Genomic DNA, 20,851 nt, shown 5'->3' on the forward strand with positions numbered 1-20,851 from the left:
GTCATTTTTAACCGCACTTTGGTTGGATTATTGTAAGGCTTTTTCGATTTTTTCAAATAAATCCTTAGAGAGATTTTCCACTTCACTCAAGCGTTCTAAGGCACGTTTCATCAAGGTTTGACGCTGTGCATCATAACGTTTAAAGCGAATCAATGGCTCAATTAATCTTGAGGCAACTTGCGGATTGGTGTCGTTTAAACGAATTAAAATATCCGTTAAGAAACGATAACCTGCCCCATCTGTGGCGTGGAAAGCGCGTGGATTTTGTCCTGCAAAACTGCCCACTAAAGCACGCACACGATTTGGATTATTAAAATTAAAACTTGGGTGATCCATCAGTTGCACCACAATTTGTAGCACATCAGTATCAGGTCGTGTTGCTTGCAAGGCAAACCATTTATCCATCACTAAGCCATCGTGCTGCCATTTTTGTTCAAAATCAGCCAATAACTCATCACGGCAAGGTAGCTGTGCTTTCGTTGCTACTGATAACGCCGCCAAACAATCTGTCATATTATTTGCATTCACATAGTGCTTATACACCAAATTATTGCCTAAATGGGTATATGCCAAATAATTTAGGCAGAGATTACGCAAAGCACGCAAGGCAATGTCTTGCTGAACCACGCGATAATCTTCCAAATGAATATGCTGATAAATGCGGAATAACTCTGACTTCAAATATTCTGCTAAGGTACGCAGCATAAACTCACGCACTACGGCAATGCCTTCAGGATCAATGGTTTTAAACAGCTCGGCAAATTCGGTTTCTTTCGGTAAGGTAAGAATTAACGTGGTTAATTCTGGATCTTTCTGATGATTTTCTAATACTTGACCTAGTGCGGTAAGAATTTCTTCTGAAAATTCAAGTGGTTGCCCTTGCTGGTATTGTGATAAGTTACGACGTAACTCGTTACTAAACAACATTTGCGCTGCATCCCAACGGATAAAATCATTTTTCGCAAACTTCAATAAGGTAATCAACTGTTTGGTGCTGTAATCATAATCTAAACGCACTGGCGCAGAAAAATCACATAATAAGGCAGGCACAGGGCGTGAATAAATATTATGAAATTCAAAGGTTTGCGTCTGTTCTGTGACATCTAACACATCACTCACGACTTCGCCATAATATTGCAAAGATTGTGCAATTCCTTGCTCATCATAAAGGGCGATTTTCAATGGAATATGTAAATTCACTTTATCCATTTGATCGGTGGTTGCTGGCGTGTGTTGTGATACTTGCAAACGATAGGTATGAGAACGTTCATCATAGCTATCACTAATAGTGAGTTCTGGCGTGCCTGATTGACTATACCAACGGCGGAACTGACTGAGATCGATGCCGTTCGCTTTTTCCATTGCCAGCACAAAATCTTCACAAGTCGCCGCTTTGCCATCATTTTGTGAAATATATTCTCGCATTCCCGCTTGGAAACCTTGTTCCCCTAGCAAGGTATGCAACATACGAATCACTTCTGCCCCTTTTTCATAGACGGTTACCGTATAGAAATTATTCATTTCAATCACTTTTTCTGGGCGAATTGGATGCGACATTGGGCTTGCATCTTCAGCAAATTGCACGGTACGCAAGAATTTCACATTATTAATCCGATTTACCGCCCGAGAGCCGGTATCAGAGGAAAACTCTTGATCACGAAACACCGTTAAACCTTCTTTTAAGCTAAGCTGAAACCAATCACGACAAGTAACACGGTTGCCCGTCCAGTTATGGAAATATTCGTGAGCAATCACGCTTTCAATGGCTAAATAATCTTCATCGGTCGCGGTTTGTGGATTGGCCAATACAAATTTATCATTGAAAATATTTAAGCCTTTGTTTTCCATTGCCCCCATATTGAAGAAATCTACCGCAACGATCATATAAATATCTAAATCGTACTCTAGCCCGAAACGCTCTTCATCCCATTTCATTGATTTTTTCAGGCTTTGCATTGCCCAATCGGCACGGTTTAAATTGCCCCGATCCACATAAAGCTCAAGTTTCACTTCGCGTCCGCTTTGTGTGGTAAAGGTATCTTGCAAAACATCAAAATCCCCTGCCACTAAGGCAAACAAATAGCTCGGTTTAGGGAAAGGATCTTGCCATTCCACCCAATGGAAACCATTATCTAGCTCACCGCTGGCAATACGATTGCCATTAGATAATAAATAAGGGTATTTTGCTTTCTCGGCAGTGATTTTGGTAGTATAACGCGCTAGCACATCAGGACGATCGAGCATATAGGTAATTTGACGAAATCCTTCAGCCTCGCATTGCGTACAAAGGGCATTTCCTGATTGATATAAGCCCTGCAAAGAGGTGTTTTCCGCTGGATTAAGATAGGTAATAATTTCTAATTCAAATTGCTCAACGTTAAGATGCGTCAGATCTAAGCTTAACCCTTCACTATCTTGTTGATATTTCTTAAAATCTTCACCATTTAAACGAATTTCTGCAAATTGAAAACTATGCCCGTCTAAACGTAATTGTGTTGCCGCCGAATTTAGTCGCTGATATTGGCTTTTCGCTGTTACCACAGTTTTTTCTGGATCTAATTGAAAATCCAAGAAAATATCCGTTACGGTAAAATCTGGCGAGCGATAATCTTTTCTGTATTTAGCTTTTGTCTGCATATATGACACCTAGTATGCTTGTTTTTAAGAAGGTTATCCAATATGAAATCTTTATTAAGATTAGGGTAGAAAAATTGTTGCTAGGATAAGATTTTTAGCCCAAAGTTGCAAGGAAAACAAGCCACGCTATGTTCACTTAATTAGGTTATCTTGCTAATTTTTGGTCAATCAAGCAAACAAAGCAATCGTTTGCCTATAAAGCGTAAGCTATGCTATTCTAGTTCAGTTAATTTTTTATGAATAGGAAAAACTATGCCAAACCAAATCGCTGAAATTGCAATTGTAATGGGATCAAAAAGTGATTGGGCGACAATGCAAGAAGCCGCTCAAATTCTCACAGAGCTTAACGTGCCTCATCATATTGAAATTGTTTCAGCTCACCGTACCCCAGATAAATTATTTCAATTTGCTGAAAACGCCGAAAAGAATGGTTACAAAGTGATTATTGCGGGGGCTGGCGGTGCGGCTCATTTGCCCGGAATGATCGCCGCCAAAACCCTTGTTCCCGTGTTGGGCGTTCCAGTAAAAAGTGCAACCTTAAATGGCGTGGATAGTCTTTACTCTATCGTACAAATGCCAAAAGGCATTCCTGTTGGGACATTAGCCATTGGTGCGGCGGGGGCAGCGAATGCTGGGTTATTAGCAGCACAAATCTTAGCTCGTTTTAACCCTGAACTTGCCACACGCTTACAGCAATTCCGTCAAAATCAAACACAAACCGTGTTGGATAACCCCGATCCGCGCGATTAAGAGGCAAAAAAAGTGCGGTCAAAATTTTGCGCGTTTTTAATAAAAAACAAACTGAAATACTACCGCACTTTATTACTGTCACGCCATCTATTTTCTTTGCTCTCTTCAGCTGACTTAGCTCATTGATTAATGTATCATTAACCACTTTAAATTTATTCTTTTTGAATTGGAAAACATTGATGACAGCCTTTAACCAAGAACTCATTCAACAAATTCTTGCAGATAACGTGACACATTCACTTCACACTCTAAAAGATTTCCTACGTTGGACATACAGTACCTTTAATCGCTCTGATTTATATTATGGACACGGTTATGACAACGCTTGGGACGAAGCGCAGCAACTCGTATTAACCACATTACAGCTTCCGCCTGATTTACCTACGGAGCTTTATGACAGCCGTTTAACACAAGGCGAAAAAGCAAATTTGTTAGAACTGATTTTGGCACGCATTGAGCAACGTATTCCGGTTGCCTATTTAACCAACCGCGCGTGGTTTTGTGGATTAGAATTTTATGTGGATGAACGCGTGATCGTACCTCGCTCCCCTATTAGCGCTTTAATTGAAGAACGCTTTGCAGGGTTGCTCACCAAAGCCCCACAACGAATTTTAGATATGTGTACAGGCAGTGGCTGTATTGCGATTGCCTGCGCAAGCCAATTCCCAGAGGCGGAAGTCGATGCGATTGATCTTTCCACTGATGCTTTAGATGTGGCGGAAATCAATATTATGCACCACAATCTCAGTGATCGCGTCTTCCCAATTCAATCCGATCTGTTTACTCATCTTCCTCAAGATAAATACGATCTTATCGTGACCAACCCACCTTATGTGGATAAAGAAGATCTTGATGAAATGCCTGAAGAATATCGTCACGAACCAGAAATGGCACTAGGCTCTGGCGTTGATGGATTAGAGATTACGAAACAAATTTTAAAATCTGCCGCTGATTATCTGGCAGATGACGGGGTATTAGTGTGTGAGGTGGGAAATAGTATGATCCATTTAATTGAGCAATTCCCTCACGCACCATTCCAGTGGTTAGCGCTAAAAAATGGCGGATTAGGCGTTTTTGCATTAACAAAAAAACAACTGGTTGAATTAAATCGCGCTTAATTATTTCCTAAAAAAATAAGTGCGGTGGAAAAAATAGCCATTTCCCACCGCACTTGTATTTTCTTGCTTCGCTAGTTAGCCTTGATCTGACAATGCCGCAAGCTGATCGGCTTGATATTCGGTAATAATTGGTTGAATTAATTCATCAATTTTGCCATTCATCACTTCATCTAAACGATAAATCGTCAGGTTAATACGGTGATCCGTAACACGACCTTGCGGGTAGTTATAGGTACGAATTTTATCGGAACGATCTCCTGAACCTAATAAATTACGCCTTGTATCTGCTTGTTCTGCAGCTAATTTTTCTTGTTCCACTTGAACAATACGAGAAGCAAGCACCGACATTGCTTTGGCTTTGTTTTTATGCTGTGAACGCTCGTCTTGGCACTCCACCACGATACCTGTTGGAATATGGGTGATTCGTACTGCTGAATCAGTCGTATTGACGTGCTGTCCTCCAGCCCCTGATGAACGATAAGTATCAATACGTAAATCCGCTGGGTTAATTTCTGGCAATTCACTTTCTGGCAATTCTGGCATTACTGCCACTGTACAAGCAGAGGTATGAATTCGACCTTGTGATTCGGTTTTCGGTACACGTTGTACACGATGCCCACCAGATTCAAATTTAAGCTGACCATACACGTTTTCGCCACTGATTTTTACGATCACTTCTTTATAACCGCCCTGTTCGCTTTCATTTGCACTGAGCATTTCCACACGCCAACGTTTACTTTCTGCATAGCGGCTATACATACGGAATAAATCACCCGCAAAGATCCCAGCTTCATCGCCCCCTGTTCCTGCGCGAATTTCTAAATAGCAGTTGTATTCATCGTTCGGATCTTTTGGTAGTAATAAAATTTGCAATTGCGCTTCTACTTGCTCGATTTCAGCTTGGCATTCTTCAATTTCTTCTTGTGCCATTTCACGCATACTTGGATCATCAAGCAATAATTCTGCTTCTTCTATATTGCTGTTTAACTGTTTCCAACGTGCAAAGCATTTCACCACATCTTCGAGTTGTGCATATTCTTTAGAATAAGCACGAAATTTTTCTTGATCACTAATTACTGAGGCATCGCCAAGCAAGGCTTCTAACTCTTCGTGGCGTTCATTTAAACTATCTAATTTACTGATAATAGAGGGTTTCATTTGTTAACCTATAAAATCCACTGACAAAAAACGGCGACTATTCTAGCACGATTTCGGTTAAAATTTATAGCAATAAACAAAGATCGGCGTATTTATATCTAAAGAAAAATTTGCCCATTTTGCACCGCACTTAATAATTTGAGCATTTAAGTATTGGCTTTGTTTAAATATAAAAAATCTGTACCTCAAGTTCTTGAGCTTAACTCAGCGTTTGAGATACAGATTAGTAAAGTCGTCTTTTTAGGGTGAGATTATTTGCCAATCACATCCAATCCGCCCATATATGGACGTAACACCTCTGGCACAGTGATGCTGCCATCAGCATTTTGGTAGTTTTCTAGCACAGCAACAAGTGTACGACCAACAGCTAAGCCTGAACCATTTAGGGTGTGAACAAGACGTGGCTTTTTCTCCCCTTTCACACGATAACGTGCTTGCATACGGCGTGCTTGGAAATCCCACATATTTGAGCAAGAAGAAATTTCGCGGTAGGTATTTTGGGCTGGTACCCAAACTTCTAAATCATAGGTTTTTGCTGAGCCAAAGCCCATATCACCAGTACATAATAAGACTTTACGATAAGGTAAATTTAACAACTGCAACACTTTTTCAGCGTGGCTGGTGAGTTCTTCTAAGGCTTCCATTGATTTTTCAGGCTCAACAATTTGCACCATTTCTACTTTGTCGAATTGATGCATACGGATCAAACCGCGTGTATCACGCCCGTAAGATCCCGCTTCAGAACGGAAGCAAGGGGTATGAGCCGTCATTTTAATGGGTAATTGGGCTTGTTCTAAAATCTCATCACGTACTAGATTGGTTACTGGTACTTCGGCGGTTGGAATTAAGGCGTAAGGTTGCTCCCCTTCTAGTGGGTTGGTGTGGAATAAATCTTCACCAAATTTTGGCAACTGCCCGGTGCCATAGAGGGTGGTGTGATTCACTAAATAAGGCACATAGGTTTCGCTATAACCGTGTTGTTCCGTGTGTAAATCCAGCATAAATTGCGCTAACGCACGGTGCATTTTGGCGATTTGTCCTTTCATCACCACAAAGCGCGCCCCGCTTAATTTTACTCCCGCTGCAAAATCTAGCCCTTGTAAATGTTCACCTAAGGTAACGTGATCTTTCACTTCAAAATCAAAGGTTCTTGGCTCACCCCAGCGAGCAATTTCCACATTATCATTTTCATCCTGACCAAGTGGTACTTCATCGGCTGGAATATTGGGAATGCTGAGGGCAATTTCTTGTAGATCCGCTTGCACGTCATCAAGTTGGCTTTTTGCCATACTTAATTCAATGCCCATATTGTCCACTTCCGCCAACAATGGCTCAATGTCTTCACCACGAGCTTTGGCTGCTCCAATGGCTTTTGAACGGGCATTACGCTCTGCTTGTAAGGTTTCGGTTTTAACCTGTAAGGCTTTGCGTTGCTCTTCTAATTCTGTAATACGTGCAACATCTAACTCAAAGCCACGTCTTAGTTTTAATTTTTCAGCCACTTCGGCAAGATTATTGCGTAATAAATTTGCATCGATCATTTTGTTACCTTTAGAAAATAAATATGCTCAAAAAACGGTTCTATTTTAGATCGGATAAGAAAAATAAACTAGGCTACTTACTCGATTTATAACGGATATTTGTACTTTGTTGATCTAATTGACGTAATCGTGCCAATTTTTCTCCAATTTGAATTTCCATTCCTCTTGCCACTGGGAAATAATACTGAGTATCTTTCAACGGTTCAGGGAAATAGTTTTCACCTGCCGCATAAGCATTTTCTTCATTATGCGCATAGCGATATTCTGCCCCATAGCCTAACGTTTTCATCAAATGCGTAGGCGCGTTGCGTAGATGTTCTGGCACATCATAATCAGGGCTTTCTAAGGCGTGCTTTTTGGCTGTCTTGAAGGCTTGATACACGGCATTACTTTTCGGTGCTACGGCTAAATAGACAATCGCTTGAGCAATGGCTCTTTCACCTTCCGCCGCGCCAACACGCGTGAAGCAATCCCACGCAGCAATTGCCACTTGCATTGCTCGAGGATCAGCATTGCCGATATCTTCAGAAGCAATGGCAAGTAAACGTCTTGCAACATATAGCGGATCACCGCCTGCGGTTAAAATCCGTGCGAACCAATACAACGCCGCATCAGGTGCGGAACCTCGCACAGATTTATGCAATGCCGAAATCAGATCATAGAAACGATCGCCTTGTTTATCAAAACGGGCTTGGCGTTCGCCCAACACTTCCGTTAATAAAGTGCGGTGTAAAAATTTGCTATTTTTTTCTTCTTCCGCCATATCCACCATTAATTCAAGACTATTGAGTGCAAGGCGAGCATCACCATTGACATAATCTGCCAACATTGACAACAAATTTTCTTCTAAGGTTAAATGCAAATTGCCCAGCCCTTTTTCTTTATCCTCAATGGCACGCTGTAAAACCGCTACAATTTCTTGTGAGGTTAATGATTTCAGCACATACACGCGCGCCCTTGAAAGCAAGGCATTATTGAGTTCAAAAGAGGGATTTTCTGTGGTTGCACCAATAAAAATTACCGTACCATCTTCAATGTAAGGCAGAAAAGCATCTTGCTGGCTTTTATTGAAACGGTGTACTTCGTCTACAAATAAAATCGTGCGTTGCCCAGCTAGGCGATTTTGTTTCGCCCGTTCAATCGCTTCACGAATTTCCTTCACCCCACCCGTTACCGCCGAAATACGCTCCACTTCCGCATTAATTCGCTGTGCGATAATTTCTGCTAAGGTGGTTTTGCCTGTGCCGGGAGGCCCCCATAAAATCATTGAGTGAATATGCCCTGCTTCAATGGCTTTACGTAATGGCTTACCCGCACCAACTAAGTGGCTTTGTCCGTAATACTCGTCTAAGTGAGTGGGGCGCATTCTCGCAGCAAGAGGACGAAAATCATTTTCAGCAAAATCAAAAGCAAGATTCGACATTGGTATATTCTCAGCTAAATAATATTGGTTTTTCAATGAGTTAAAAAAGAATAAGGCTAAATCGAAATTTAGCCTTGAATAAAGTGCGGTTATTTTTTCTTACGTTGATCGTCTAATTCTGCCCCTTTCGGCACAGTAAATTTAAATAAATTATCCGCTAACGGTTGATTGGTGATATTACGCAATAAGTATAAATTGGTTTGCCCATCACGCTCTGTCGTACTGAAATTTTTCAGCACGCCATCAGTATCAATGCGAATAGTGAATTGCTTAATATTGCTTTTCGCTGATTTCGGTTTAAGGGTAAAGGTATCTGCAGATTGCACCACCGTATATTTTTTCCATTGCCCCTGATCATTGCTAGTAAGCAACACAAATGGCGTATTATTCACTGCATCAGACACCCAATTTGCAGTAACCTGTTGCACAAAAGGGTCGTAGAACCACAGGGTTTTGCCGTCTGATACAATCTGGCTTTCTTGCGGAGATTGATTATCCATTCTAAATAAATTTGGCCGTTTAATACGAAGTTTGCCTTGCCCTTGTTGAATTTCTTTGCCTTTCGCATCACTCACTTTCTGTACATAATCGGCACTTAATACATCCACTTTGTTAAGACGCATTTGTAATTCACTCACCGCATCTGCCCAAGCCAATTGGCTTAATCCTAAACACATAAGTGCGGTCATTTTTGCTGCCATTTTTTTCATAAATGTTCCTTACATTCTAAAATAATGGGAAATCATTGTGTTAATCAGACAATCAAATGTCCCATTTGTTGCATTTTTTACGTCATTTTCTGAAAGATTAAACTAATAATCTGAGCGACGAGCTAAAATTTCACGTTTTCCATTTTGCAATGGTGATACGATACCCTGTTCTTCAAGCTGATCCATAATGCGTGCGGCACGGTTAAAGCCGACACGGAAACGACGTTGAATTGATGACGCAGAGGTTGTGCCTGTTTCGATCACAAAATTCATCACTTCATCAAAAAGATCATCAAGATCGCCCTCATCACCACTGCGGGCGACTTCCCCTTCTTCCTCATCAGCACTGTCTAAAATGCCATCAATATAATTAGGTTTTCCCCTTGCTCGCCAATCATCAGCCACTCGAGCCACTTCATCATCACTCATAAAGGCACCGTGTACACGAACTAAATCAGATGACCCTTGCCCTGAATAAAGCATATCTCCTCGACCTAACAGCGTTTCTGCTCCGCCTTGATCAAGAATGGTACGAGAGTCAATTTTACTTGCCACGGTAAAGGCAATACGACTTGGAATATTGGCTTTAATTAAGCCCGTAATGACATCCACTGAAGGACGTTGCGTAGCCAAAATTAAATGAATTCCAATGGCACGGGCTTTTTGTGCAAGGCGAGCAATAAGCTCCTCAATTTGTTTTCCTGCTACCATCATAAGATCGGCAAACTCATCCACAATCACCACAATATAGCTGAGTTTTTCTAAGGCTGGCGGCATTGTATCCATCGTATCACCCGGACGCCAAATTGGATTTGGAATAGGCATTCCCATTGCGTTATATTCGTCAATTTTTTCATTATAGCCTTCAATATTACGCACTCGCAAAGCAGATAATAATTGATAGCGACGTTCCATTTCATCCACGCACCAACGCAATGCATTCGCTGCTTTTTTCATATCGGTAACGACTTCGGTAAGCAAGTGAGGAATGTCATTATAAATAGAAAGCTCCACTACTTTGGGGTCAATCATAATAAATTTTACTTCTTCAGGTTTCACTCTAAAGAGTAAACTTAAAATCATCGTATTCACCCCAACGGATTTCCCTGACCCTGTTGAACCGGCAACCAATAAATGAGGCATTTTTGCTAAATCGACAATCACTGGATTGCCACTGATGTCTTTTCCTAATGCCATTGAAAGCAAGGATTTTGATTCACGGAAAGCCGGGCTATCTAGCACATCACGCAGTGGCACCATTTGGCGGTGTAAATTTGGGGTTTCAATGCCAATATAAGGCTTACCCGGGATCACTTCAGCAACACGAATTGAGCGGAACATTAACGCACGAGCTAAATCCGTATCAATATTGGTCACTTTTGAGGCCTTTACTCCGGGCTGCAATTCCAATTCATAGCGCGTTACCACGGGGCCTACCAACACATCTTTTACGCTTGCTTTCACATTAAAATTGCGTAATTGTTGTTCAATTCGTTGTGAGGTTTCCAAAATTTCCTCACGGGTGATATTTTGCTCTTCCACTTCACGCTTATCTAATAAATCTAAACTTGGCAGTGGTGTGGTCGGTTTTTCCGCTTTTTTCACTTGTTGTTGAAAGGCAGGGTGAATTAATGAATCCCCATAAGGTTTGTAAGCTGGCTGGCTGATCTCTGATTTACTCTCTGTCGGCTGAGTATACGTTGTTGGTAATTTTTCGGTAAGAATATGCGTTAGGGCTTCCTCTGCATTGATTTCCTTTGCGCGCTGTTCCATCTCCGCTAAACGTTGTTGTTCTTGTTCTGCAAATTGACGTGCCAATTCATCCATTTCATTCTCTTGCTCTGCCCAATTTTCTGTTTCTGAATGGTTTTCTGAGGAATAATCAGGAATGGATACCTTTAATTCAGGTTCCTGCGTTATTGCAGAAAATTCGCTGGAAAAATCCACCGCACTTGGTAAATCAGCCACATTTGGTAAATTTGTCTGCACCGCTGAATTCTTCTGTGCTACAACAGGTTGAACAGGCTCAACCATTGTCTGTTCTGTGCTTACGCCAATTTGTGTAGCTGGGCTTGTTACTGTACTTGCTTGAGGAAGACGCACATTCGGCAATGGCTCTTCTTGCCCTACATCATAATTGGAAAGGGATTCCATTTGGCGCGGATCAAAAAACTCTTGGTTATTGGAAACGGCTTGGCTTTGATTATGTGCAAGTGGCACTTCTGGCTGAACAAATTCTTGTAAGCCACTAATTTGAATAAAGGTTTGGTTATCTTTATTTTGCTCTTCGCTTGCTTCGCTTTGCTCTGCATTTTCATTTTGTAATGACGAAATTGGCGCTGGCTTTTGGATAATAATTTCTTCTAAAGGCTCAGATTCGCTGTTTGCTTGCGGCTCAGTTGGCATTGCCATCGCAGGGGTTTTATCTTCATTCATTGTAAGCCAATAGTAAAATCTGATGAAAAGCTGTATCAGCGCCTTACCAGAACATAAAATAAACCCGGCGATTGCAGACAATAAGGCACATAAAATCACCCCCGCTTTACCCAAAAGAGGATAAAGCGCAACCACTAAGCTTCCACCCAACACCCCACCAGCCAGATAAGCGCTGGTATTAGAGAGCAATAACGTCGCTAATGCAGTTAAGCCACTAAAGAGTAAAACGCCCCCGAAAGTGCGAAGAATGGCTTTAATCCAAGTGATCTGAGTGAATTTTTTCGTTTTGAATAAATAAATAGGCACAAAGCATAAAATAAAAGGAATTAAATTGCCGATATGTCCAAACAAGGTGAAAAATAAGCCGATGAGCCAAGCACCCAACGCCCCTGCTTTATTGAGGGTTTCAGGCTGCGAGGAAGACACCGCCCACGTGTTATCAAAAGGGCTGTAACTTGACCAAGCAATAATCAAATACAAACCAAATAAAGAAATGACACCTAAACACAATTCTGCAATATATTGTTTTGGTGTGAGTTTTGCTGTAATTCGTTTAATCATCTTATTTTAATTGTAAAAAATTGGTCTGTTTCACTTCTTCCATTACCACATAGGTACGGGTATCATTCACACCGGGCAAACGCAATAAGGTTGTGCCAAGCAATTTGCGGTATGCTGCCATATCCGCTACACGCGTTTTGAGTAAATAGTCAAAGTCCCCCGATACCAAATGGCATTCTTGAATTTCATCAAGCTGTTGCACCGCTTCATTAAACTCTTCAAACACATCGGGTTTTCCGCGTACGAGGGTAATTTCTACAATCACCAACAAGGGCGAGTCCAATAATTCAGGGTTAAGCAACGCACGGTACCCCATAATCACGCCTTGTTTTTCTAAGCGTTTTACACGCTCTAAACAAGGGGTTGGCGATAATCCGACTTTCTTAGAAAGGTCAATATTAGAAATTTTGCCATTACGTTGTAATTCGTTAAGAATTTTTATATCAATGGCATCAAGGGCTTTAGGTAATTTTTTTTCCATAAAATTTTCCACCGTAAACGACGGTAAAATACCGCTTAAAATAGAAATAACGACTAATTTTACACTATTCTGTAAAATTTTATAGGGAAACTTCAGACTTTAAAAACGAAAAATCGTTCAAAATCACACCGCACTTTCACATAATGCCCTTATAAAAATAAGGTGAATTGGGTATTCGGCTTTGTTTTAATTGGATCAATAATTCAATCACTGATTGATAACAACTCATACTTACTATGGAAAATCCATTCATTGCGCGTTGGAGTACGCAAGGCAATACCCTTTGTTTAGGGCATTGGGAAATTTTTTATCAAGACAAGCCACTTGAAATCCCAGAACAAAAACGCGAACACGATATGGGAACAAGGGGAATTTATAATTTCATTGATCCTACCGACGAACTTTACTTAGAGGGACTTGATGAAGATGATTGGATTCTTGCTAATATTGAATGGTTAAGTGATGTGTTTATTGCTGCAGATATTCCGTTAGAAGAAAACTATATGCGCTGGTTTTATCAAGCGGTAAATAAAGACGATTGGCGTTGCGGAAGTTGTGGAGGCTGTATTTAGCCTCCCTTGTTGAATTAAAGCTGTTGATACACTTTGATGGCATAAGCATCTGACATTCCCGCGATATAATCACAAATAATCCGTTTTTTCTGATTTAGCGCTGCATTTTTCCAACGCGCTGCCGTATTACGGGGTAACAGGCGTTCAGGATCGCTCTCAAAAATTTGAAACATTTCTGTTAGCATCCGCTGCCCTTTATATTCAATGCGTTGCGTATTAACATCACGAATCACATATCGCCACACAAAATCAGTAAACACTTTCAACACGCTAATTACATCTTCTGGCAATTCCGCATTATAACGTAATAACGGGTCATCAAACTCAGGATGAATTTTCCACCGCACATTGGTAATAAAATAATTTACCAATGCCCCAATGGCATTTTTACGTTCATAATGGTGGGCTGAAAACAGTTTTGCACTCAGGCTTTCAATATTCGCCTTAATCCATTGAGAAGGGCTATTTTTAAGCTGCAACAATGCGTCTTGCCATTGATGTAAATGAATCACCCCAACCACAATGGCATCTTCCAAATCGTGGACGCCATAAGCAATATCGTCCGCTAATTCCATAATGCTACAATCTAAAGATTTATAGCAGGTTTTTAATGTTTGCTGCGGCATTGTTCTTGGTTTGCTAAATTGCTGAAAAAGCTGGCGATCTTCTTCACTTAATGGTGCTAATAGCCAGTGAAACATTTCAACATCATCGCGAAATATCCCTTTTCCCGGCTTCCAATCCGCAATTTTGGCATACAAGGGATTTTCATTCCCTTGCGGCAAAATTTCGCCATACTGTGGTGAAGAACAATCTAAAATGGCGGGATATTTCACCACACCAAGTAAGGTTCGGCGGGTTAAATTCATTCCTGCATTTGCAGTATAAGGCTCTAACTTGGTTAATAAGCGGAAAGTTTGTGCATTGCCTTCAAACCCACCGTGATCTCGCATCATATAATTTAATGCCACTTCACCACCGTGTCCAAAAGGCGGATGCCCTATATCGTGAGCAAAGCATAGGCTTTCAATCAGATCATTAGAAGGTAATAAAGGCTTTAACTGTTTTTGTAAAACGCTTTTGTCTATCTTTAATTGCTCGGACAAATGGGCGAATGCTTCGGTAAATTTAAGCTGTGCGACCAAGCTGCTACCAATTTGCGCCACTTCCAAAGAATGGGTTAAACGTGTGCGGTAAAAATCATTTTCACCCACTGCGTGAATTTGCGTTTTGGCTTGTAAGCAACGAAAGGCTGCACTGTGTAAAATACGTCCACGATCTCGACGAAATGGTGGACGATGATCTTTTTCTCGCGGGTTATCTGGGATATAACGTTCGTGCCAAAGGCTATTCACTACATTTTTCATTCTACACAACCCAAAAATAAATGAATTTGAATACAAAAGGGGCAAAAATGGAACTTAGAATACCACAAAGCACTAAGGCGATTGAGCTATAATTCCCCGCTTTAGGATCGACTTCCATACAACTCACCGTACCTAAAACGTGCGAAACAGCACCAATGGAAAGCCCAATGGATTCCGCATATTTTATTTTCATTACTTTCAAAATTAAATAACCAAACATTGAGCCTTGTAGTCCTGCAATCAATACGGCTGCCGCGGCAACGGCAGGAATACCACCAATATTTTGTGCAATCTCCATCGCAATGGGCGTGGTAACTGATTTCGGTAAAATGGTCGCGACAATTTCCGGTTCTGCCCCTAATAACAAGGCGAGTAGCGCGCCCACTAGCATAGAGAATAGCGAAGAAAGTGCGGTGATAAATAAGATCGTTTTCCAATATTCTTTAATTTGGCGAAATTGTTCATATAAGGGCAAGGCTAAGGCAACCACACTCACGCCTAATAAATGATTTAGCGGCGCATTACCTGCCATATAATCGGTATAAGGTACATCAAACATTACTACAATACTGATCAACATTGCCACGGTAAGAATAAAACTATTAAAAATAATTGATTTCAAACGCTTACTAATTTGTAATGCAACACTAAACACCACAAGGGTGAGCAAAGTATAGGCGTAAATCATCTACTCTCCTTAGCCCGTTTTTTCAAGACTTTTTTGCGTAATCCAGCAAAAGACTGTTGGGAAAAAAGATAATCCGCCAAAATGCCACTTAGCACTAATGTCAGCATTGTCGCAACCACATTAGGAATTAATAGCACCTTGGCTTGACGGAGTAAAAGATCAGAATATTGAATAATCCCGACGCTTACTGGTACAAACAGCACCGCCATATAACGCATTAATAGGCTTGCACCTGCAAAAATCCAATGCACTTTAATCACTTGTAACATTAAGCAGGTGAATAATAAAAGCAATCCCCAAATACTCCCCGGTATGCCAATAGGAATAAAACGAGCGATTTGCTCACCGAGAAAAAGCATTAAAAAAAGAATCGTAAAAGAACGTAATAACTGAAAAATCTTCTGGGTCATACCGCTACAAATTTGTTAATTGATTAAAATCACAATAATTCTACTCTTATTTTATTCGTTTTGTTATGGCTTTTCGTTACAATAAGGAAAATTTCAAAAGTTTTTAAAATCAATGTGATCAGAATGTTAAAAAAGCGTTTCTTGTTCTTTATTATGATACTATTTTGGCTTCCCCAAGCCAATGCGACACGCATCATCCCTTGCCGTGTGGTTGCGATTTCTGATGGCGATACGTTCCGTTGCTTGCTTGAAAATAACAAACAAATCAAAGTCCGTTTAGACAGCATTGATGCCCCAGAAAAGAAACAACCTTTTGGTAATAAATCGCGTCAAGCGTTAGCAAACCTGATTTATAAACAATTTGTTCAGCTTCAAATTACAGGCTATGACCGCTATCAACGTACACTCGCGACGGTGTACAACCAACAAGGTCAAAATGTAAATCTTATGATGATAAAGCAAGGAATGGCGTGGGTGTATGCTCGTTATGCAAAAGATCAACACTATTTTACCGCCCAACAGCTGGCACGCTCACAACGCATCGGCTTATGGCAAGATCCGCAACCCATTCCACCTGAACAATGGCGAAAAATACAAAGTGAACAGCGTAAACAAAAACGCCAACAAAAAGAGAAAGGATTATTCTATGGCTTTTAACCCCGCAGAATTTAGGAAAAATTTCCCTTATTTTCAACAACCTAACGCAGCCGTTTATTTCGACAGCGCAGCCACTAGCTTAAAACCGCAAGCCTTGATTGATGCGACGGTTGCTTTCTATCAATCCGCCGGATCGGTACATCGCAGCCAATATGATGAACAACAAACCACGCGCTATGAACAGGCTCGTTCTAGAGTGAAAAAACTGCTCAATGCAGAAAGTGAACAAAGCATTATTTGGACATCAGGCACCACGCACTCCATTAATTTGGTGGCTAACGGCTTATTACCACAGCTTACGCCACAAAATGAAATCATCATCAGCGAAGCGGAACACCACGCCAATTTTGTTAGCTGGCAACAGTTAAGCCAAAAAACAGGCGCGAAACTAATCGTCCTCCCATTGCAGACTAACGGCGTTATTGATGATCGTGCATTAAAAAGTGCGGTGCAAAAAACCTGCAAAATTGTGGCATTAAATATGATGTCAAATGTAACAGGTGTGGTACAGCCTTTAGCCGATCTCATCCCCATTATTCGCCGCCAAAGTAACGCGTTAATCTTAGCTGATGCAGCACAAGCCATTCATCATCTCCCGATTGATTTACAACAGCTTGATGTGGATTTTCTCACCTTTTCGGCACATAAAATCTATGGCCCCACAGGGCTTGGCGTTTTAGCCGGAAAATTGACCGCACTTAACCGACTTCAGCCTTTGCTATTCGGTGGAAAAATGGTTCAGAACGTCAGCCCACAGCATACTGAATTTGCTGAATTACCTTATAAACTAGAGGCTGGCACGCCCAATATTGCTGGGGTAATCGGCTTTAATGCGGTGCTAGAATGGCTAGAAAAATGGGATAAAAATGCCGTGCATCAGTATGTGGCTCAATTAAGTGAAAAAATCATCGCGCGCTTGCAACAATATCCCACTTGTCAGCTTTTTGCGTATCACGATCACAGCCCAATTATTAGCTTTTTATTTAAACATATTGATCTTTCTGATCTCGCTACCCTTTTAGCCGAACAAAATATTGCCTTGCGTGCAGGCGAACACTGCGCACAACCTTATTTGGCAAGCCTTGGACAACGTGGTACATTACGCCTTTCTCTTGCCCCTTATAATAATGAGCAAGATATTGAACACTTTTTTAACGCCTTGGATAAAGCTTTAGCACTGTTAGATTAATGCAATGAGAACAAAAATAAAAAACGCCAAAAACTGGGAAGATCGCTATCGTTTCATCATTCAAAGCGGAAAAATGCTCTCTCGCCCAGATGAAGAAACCCTTGCTCAAATGCAACCTATTTCTGGCTGTGAAGCCAAGGTTTGGTTCAAATTTGAAGAAAAAAACGACCACACTTTTCTATTTAATGCCTTCAGCGAAGCACGCATTATTAACGGCTTGCTTTGGCTGATTTTGCAAGAAATTAACGGCAAAACAGCGGCACAATTACAATCTTTTGATTTAACCGCTTATTTTGATGAACTTGGGATCGCACAACGATTGAGCCACTCTCGCTTAAATGGTTTAAAACAAATTGAACAAATTGTGCGAAATTTAGCAACTTGTACAAATTAAATCTGTCGAAAATAAAAAACTTGCTATAATCGCCACAAGCAATTTATCAGGAAAAAGAATGAAAAAGAAACTTGTCGCATTTTTAATTTCTACCGTATTTTCCAGCGCCCTTTGGGCTGATTGGAAAATGGTGGGCAATGCTGATTATAACTGGGGGCCGTTTCAAATTTACACCTTAAGCCTCTATTCTGAAACAGGCCATTATCAAGAAAATCAACGCCCGTTAATGCTCTCGTTCAATTTTGATAAACCCGTGGAAGGCAAAAGTTTCGCCATTAGTTTAATCAAAGAAATCAACGCCCTCAAGATAGAAGGGGATACGGATAATTGGCTCGCAGAATTGCAAAAAATCTTTCCCGATTTCTCCCCTAATGATGTATTAAGCTACATTGCCTTGCCAAACAAGGGCTATTTTATTTTAAACGACACCGTGCTAGACAAAGAATTTAGTGATGCCTTTAACCGCGCTTTTATCACCAGTGCTTTATCACCAAAAGGCAGTTACAGCAAAATTTTACCACAGCTAGTCGGCAAGGAAAAAAGTACTCACAGTAAAGAAGAACCTTTACTTAATACCCCAGATGTCGAAAAAATTGATGAAGATGAATTAAAACCCCAACTTCCTCCACAATTTGAATTTCAACAACAAACACAGGAAGACAGTTAAATAACAAATAAAATCGGGCGGATAATTCCAACCCGCCCGATTTTTTATCCTACTTTAAAGGCTTTAATTTGTTGTAAATGTTGCGAAATTTTTTTGAATTTATGCCCTTCGTTTTTATCCCAAACGATCTCATAAAAAGGGGAAAGGGTTTCCGCGCTACGCTGCGCATCTAGCACATCATCTTGCGTAGCAAGAAATACTAAGCATTTTCCTTTATTTTTTAAACGGAAATTTTCAACGCATTTTGTTGCAATATCTTGATATTCTTCGGGGCGATCAATTCTGCCTTGCATATTTTCATAGGGAAACAAATTCGGATTAAAAATCGCCTGCTTAATACCACATAAAAAGCCTATGCGTTCCGCCCAATAGCCACCAAGCCCAACACCGCAAATGAGCGGGGTTTTATCATTGCTTTCTGACACGAATTTATGCACTTCATTGAGCAAAAATTGCATATCATAACGCGGATGTAAGGTGCTGTAATTGATGAATCGAACATCGTCATCAATAAATTTTAACTGCATTATTTTTTCGTGATTACCCGGGCTATTAGAGTCAAAACCGTGCAAATAAATAATCATAAAAACCTCACCTAGTTAAATTGGGCGGATGCCGTTAGAAACCGCAAGAATTACGAGAAAACGACTTTATTAAAACAAAAAATACGCGATTTTTCTACCGCACTTGCTATTTATTCATTATTTTTTGATCTGTCTTGGCTTTTTCGCTCCAAATGCAAAATCATTTGCAATGCAATATCCAAACCGCTGGTTTTTTCGATCATTTCTAAGCCCGGGCTAGCATTAACCTCTAACACTAACAAACCTTGCTGTGAGCGAATTAAATCCACTCCAGCCACATCTAAGCCTAAAGCTTGGGTAGCTGACAGGGCAATTTGTTTTTCTTGCTCACTTAGCCACACTTGTTCACCTGTTCCTCCACGGTGGATATTCGCGCGAAACTCGCCTGCTTGCCCTTTACGCTCCATTGTCGCAATCACCTTCCCCCCAACCACAAAACAACGTACATCACCACCTTGTGCCTCGCGAATAAATTGCTGCATTAAGACGGGAACGCCAGAGTGATTAAGCGTTTCTACAATACTGCTGGCACTACTTTGGCTTTCCGCTAAAATCACACCAATGCCTTGTGATCCACTTAAGGTTTTCAAAATCGTTGGTGAGCCGATAAGTTCAAGGCTTTGTTTAGCCTGCGTTTCATTACCCGCCAGCAAAGAAGGCGGAACAGCAATACCTCGCTGGACTAAAATTTGCAAGCTCCGCCACTTTTCTCTCGCGTTTAAAAAAGGCTCAACATCATTTAAACAGGCGACACCTTTTGCCTGAAAATGTTGCAACACCGCACAGCCCATTTGCGTACTAGTCGCCCCAAATCGCGGCAACACCCCATCATAATCGGGTAATAAATAAGGTTCTGTGTCGCGATTTGGCTGATAATACAATTCAAAGTGCGGTGTATTTTCGCTAAGTTTTAGCACAAAACGGTTTGGATCAAGAATATCTATTTGATGTCCACAACTTTCAGCCGCCTCTTTCAAACGCTGACAGCTATAAAGACGAGGCTCACGGCATAACATTAATAAGTTCATTTTTCCCTACTTTTACAAGATAGACGTTATCAGATTGCAATGTTGATATATTACACCAATTACAACAATGCCAAAAAACTCCTTTATTCTTTTTGCCATAATCAGTACAATTTGCACAATTTTTTATCTTGCTAAGCATTTTGTCTCTATTGAATTTTTATCTAGCCAATGTGCTTAGCCTCAACAGAAGGAAATCATTATGTTCGTTGTTATTTTTGGTCGCCCCGGTTGCCCTTATTGCGTACGTGCAAAAGAGCTTGCTGACAAATTAAAAGAAACCTTAAGCGATTTTGACTATCGTTATGTGGATATTATCGCAGAAGGTATCAGCAAAGCTGATTTATCTGCTTCCGTGGGTAAACCGGTTGAAACCGTACCACAAATTTTCATTGATGAAAAACCAATAGGAGGTTACACCGATTTTGCGGCATTAATGAAAGAACAATTCAACATAGTAAACTAATTGCTAAAAAACAAAGT

Annotated in this window: 20 protein-coding genes; 8 read left to right on the forward strand and 12 right to left on the reverse strand. The window is 40.7% G+C overall.

The window, feature by feature from the left end; translation table 11 throughout:
• Nucleotides 1-27 precede the first annotated feature (27 nt).
• Nucleotides 28-2,637, reverse strand: a complete 2,610-nt coding sequence (gene pepN, locus L4F93_RS11660) for an aminopeptidase N (protein WP_250350394.1) — start codon at nt 2,635-2,637, stop codon at nt 28-30.
• Between the two features lie 252 nt (nt 2,638-2,889).
• On the opposite strand from pepN, the gene purE reads away from it, so the two are divergent.
• Nucleotides 2,890-3,387, forward strand: coding sequence for a 5-(carboxyamino)imidazole ribonucleotide mutase (gene purE / locus L4F93_RS11665; protein ID WP_250350395.1), 498 nt, complete (start codon nt 2,890-2,892; stop codon nt 3,385-3,387).
• 179 nt (nt 3,388-3,566) lie between these two features.
• Nucleotides 3,567-4,505, forward strand: coding sequence for a 50S ribosomal protein L3 N(5)-glutamine methyltransferase (gene prmB, locus L4F93_RS11670; protein WP_250350396.1), 939 nt, complete (start codon nt 3,567-3,569; stop codon nt 4,503-4,505).
• Nucleotides 4,506-4,580: 75 nt separating this feature from the next.
• Here prmB and prfA read toward each other — a convergent pair whose 3' ends face one another.
• The 6 genes from prfA to lrp all read right to left on the reverse strand — a co-directional run bounded on the left by prfA (nt 4,581) and on the right by lrp (nt 12,815).
• The gene (gene prfA / locus L4F93_RS11675) at nt 4,581-5,663 is read right to left on the reverse strand and encodes a peptide chain release factor 1 (protein WP_250350397.1); all 1,083 of its coding nucleotides are present in this window, start codon (nt 5,661-5,663) and stop codon (nt 4,581-4,583) included.
• A 251-nt stretch (nt 5,664-5,914) separates the two neighbouring features.
• Nucleotides 5,915-7,204: a serine--tRNA ligase gene (gene serS, locus L4F93_RS11680; RefSeq protein WP_250350398.1), complete on the reverse strand. Its 1,290-nt coding sequence runs from the start codon at nt 7,202-7,204 to the stop codon at nt 5,915-5,917.
• A gap of 73 nt (nt 7,205-7,277) precedes the next feature.
• Nucleotides 7,278-8,627 (reverse strand): replication-associated recombination protein A, encoded by a 1,350-nt coding sequence (locus tag L4F93_RS11685; protein ID WP_250350399.1) that lies wholly within the window; start codon nt 8,625-8,627, stop codon nt 7,278-7,280.
• An 89-nt stretch (nt 8,628-8,716) separates the two neighbouring features.
• Nucleotides 8,717-9,337, reverse strand: a complete 621-nt coding sequence (lolA, locus tag L4F93_RS11690; protein ID WP_250350400.1) for an outer membrane lipoprotein chaperone LolA — start codon at nt 9,335-9,337, stop codon at nt 8,717-8,719.
• Nucleotides 9,338-9,439: 102 nt separating this feature from the next.
• Nucleotides 9,440-12,334, reverse strand: a complete 2,895-nt coding sequence (locus L4F93_RS11695; RefSeq protein ID WP_250350401.1) for a DNA translocase FtsK — start codon at nt 12,332-12,334, stop codon at nt 9,440-9,442.
• Between the two features lies 1 nt (nt 12,335).
• On the reverse strand, nt 12,336-12,815 hold the full coding sequence (lrp, locus tag L4F93_RS11700; protein ID WP_103852795.1) for a leucine-responsive transcriptional regulator Lrp: 480 nt from the start codon (nt 12,813-12,815) through the stop codon (nt 12,336-12,338).
• A gap of 236 nt (nt 12,816-13,051) precedes the next feature.
• On the opposite strand from lrp, the gene L4F93_RS11705 reads away from it, so the two are divergent.
• Nucleotides 13,052-13,387, forward strand: a complete 336-nt coding sequence (locus tag L4F93_RS11705; RefSeq protein ID WP_250350402.1) for a hypothetical protein — start codon at nt 13,052-13,054, stop codon at nt 13,385-13,387.
• A gap of 14 nt (nt 13,388-13,401) precedes the next feature.
• On the opposite strand, the gene L4F93_RS11710 is transcribed toward L4F93_RS11705, so the two are convergent.
• From L4F93_RS11710 to L4F93_RS11720, 3 genes are read right to left on the reverse strand one after another with little or no spacing between them, the layout of a single operon-like run.
• Nucleotides 13,402-14,754 (reverse strand): anti-phage deoxyguanosine triphosphatase, encoded by a 1,353-nt coding sequence (locus L4F93_RS11710; RefSeq protein ID WP_250350403.1) that lies wholly within the window; start codon nt 14,752-14,754, stop codon nt 13,402-13,404.
• Nucleotide 14,755: 1 nt separating this feature from the next.
• Nucleotides 14,756-15,442 (reverse strand): CidB/LrgB family autolysis modulator, encoded by a 687-nt coding sequence (locus L4F93_RS11715; RefSeq protein WP_250350404.1) that lies wholly within the window; start codon nt 15,440-15,442, stop codon nt 14,756-14,758.
• A complete protein-coding gene (locus tag L4F93_RS11720; protein WP_250350405.1) occupies nt 15,439-15,852 on the reverse strand; it encodes a CidA/LrgA family protein in 414 nt (137 codons plus the stop codon). The genes L4F93_RS11715 and L4F93_RS11720 overlap by 4 nt, the downstream gene beginning before the upstream one ends.
• A gap of 123 nt (nt 15,853-15,975) precedes the next feature.
• On the opposite strand from L4F93_RS11720, the gene L4F93_RS11725 reads away from it, so the two are divergent.
• Genes L4F93_RS11725 through L4F93_RS11740 form a run of 4 tightly spaced genes read left to right on the forward strand, consistent with a single transcriptional unit; the run spans nt 15,976 to nt 18,759 of the window.
• Nucleotides 15,976-16,509: a thermonuclease family protein gene (locus L4F93_RS11725; protein ID WP_250350406.1), complete on the forward strand. Its 534-nt coding sequence runs from the start codon at nt 15,976-15,978 to the stop codon at nt 16,507-16,509.
• Nucleotides 16,499-17,698 carry an aminotransferase class V-fold PLP-dependent enzyme gene (locus L4F93_RS11730; RefSeq protein WP_250350407.1) on the forward strand — a complete coding sequence of 400 codons (1,200 nt, stop codon included), beginning with the start codon at nt 16,499-16,501 and terminating at the stop codon, nt 17,696-17,698. Before L4F93_RS11725 ends, L4F93_RS11730 begins: the two co-directional genes overlap by 11 nt.
• Nucleotides 17,699-17,702: 4 nt before the next feature.
• Nucleotides 17,703-18,092, forward strand: coding sequence for a SufE family protein (locus L4F93_RS11735; protein WP_250350408.1), 390 nt, complete (start codon nt 17,703-17,705; stop codon nt 18,090-18,092).
• Nucleotides 18,093-18,150: 58 nt separating this feature from the next.
• Nucleotides 18,151-18,759 carry a hypothetical protein gene (locus L4F93_RS11740; protein ID WP_250350409.1) on the forward strand — a complete coding sequence of 203 codons (609 nt, stop codon included), beginning with the start codon at nt 18,151-18,153 and terminating at the stop codon, nt 18,757-18,759.
• A gap of 44 nt (nt 18,760-18,803) precedes the next feature.
• On the opposite strand, the gene ycfP is transcribed toward L4F93_RS11740, so the two are convergent.
• Nucleotides 18,804-19,343: an alpha/beta hydrolase YcfP gene (ycfP, locus tag L4F93_RS11745; protein WP_250350410.1), complete on the reverse strand. Its 540-nt coding sequence runs from the start codon at nt 19,341-19,343 to the stop codon at nt 18,804-18,806.
• 110 nt (nt 19,344-19,453) lie between these two features.
• Nucleotides 19,454-20,371 carry an ATP-grasp domain-containing protein gene (locus tag L4F93_RS11750; protein WP_250350411.1) on the reverse strand — a complete coding sequence of 306 codons (918 nt, stop codon included), beginning with the start codon at nt 20,369-20,371 and terminating at the stop codon, nt 19,454-19,456.
• Between the two features lie 199 nt (nt 20,372-20,570).
• Between L4F93_RS11750 and L4F93_RS11755 the strand changes: the two genes are divergently transcribed.
• Nucleotides 20,571-20,834, forward strand: a complete 264-nt coding sequence (locus L4F93_RS11755; protein WP_250350412.1) for a GrxA family glutaredoxin — start codon at nt 20,571-20,573, stop codon at nt 20,832-20,834.
• Nucleotides 20,835-20,851: the final 17 nt, after the last annotated feature.

This window comes from Avibacterium sp. 20-132 (assembly GCF_023611925.1).
Lineage (GTDB): Bacteria > Pseudomonadota > Gammaproteobacteria > Enterobacterales > Pasteurellaceae > Avibacterium.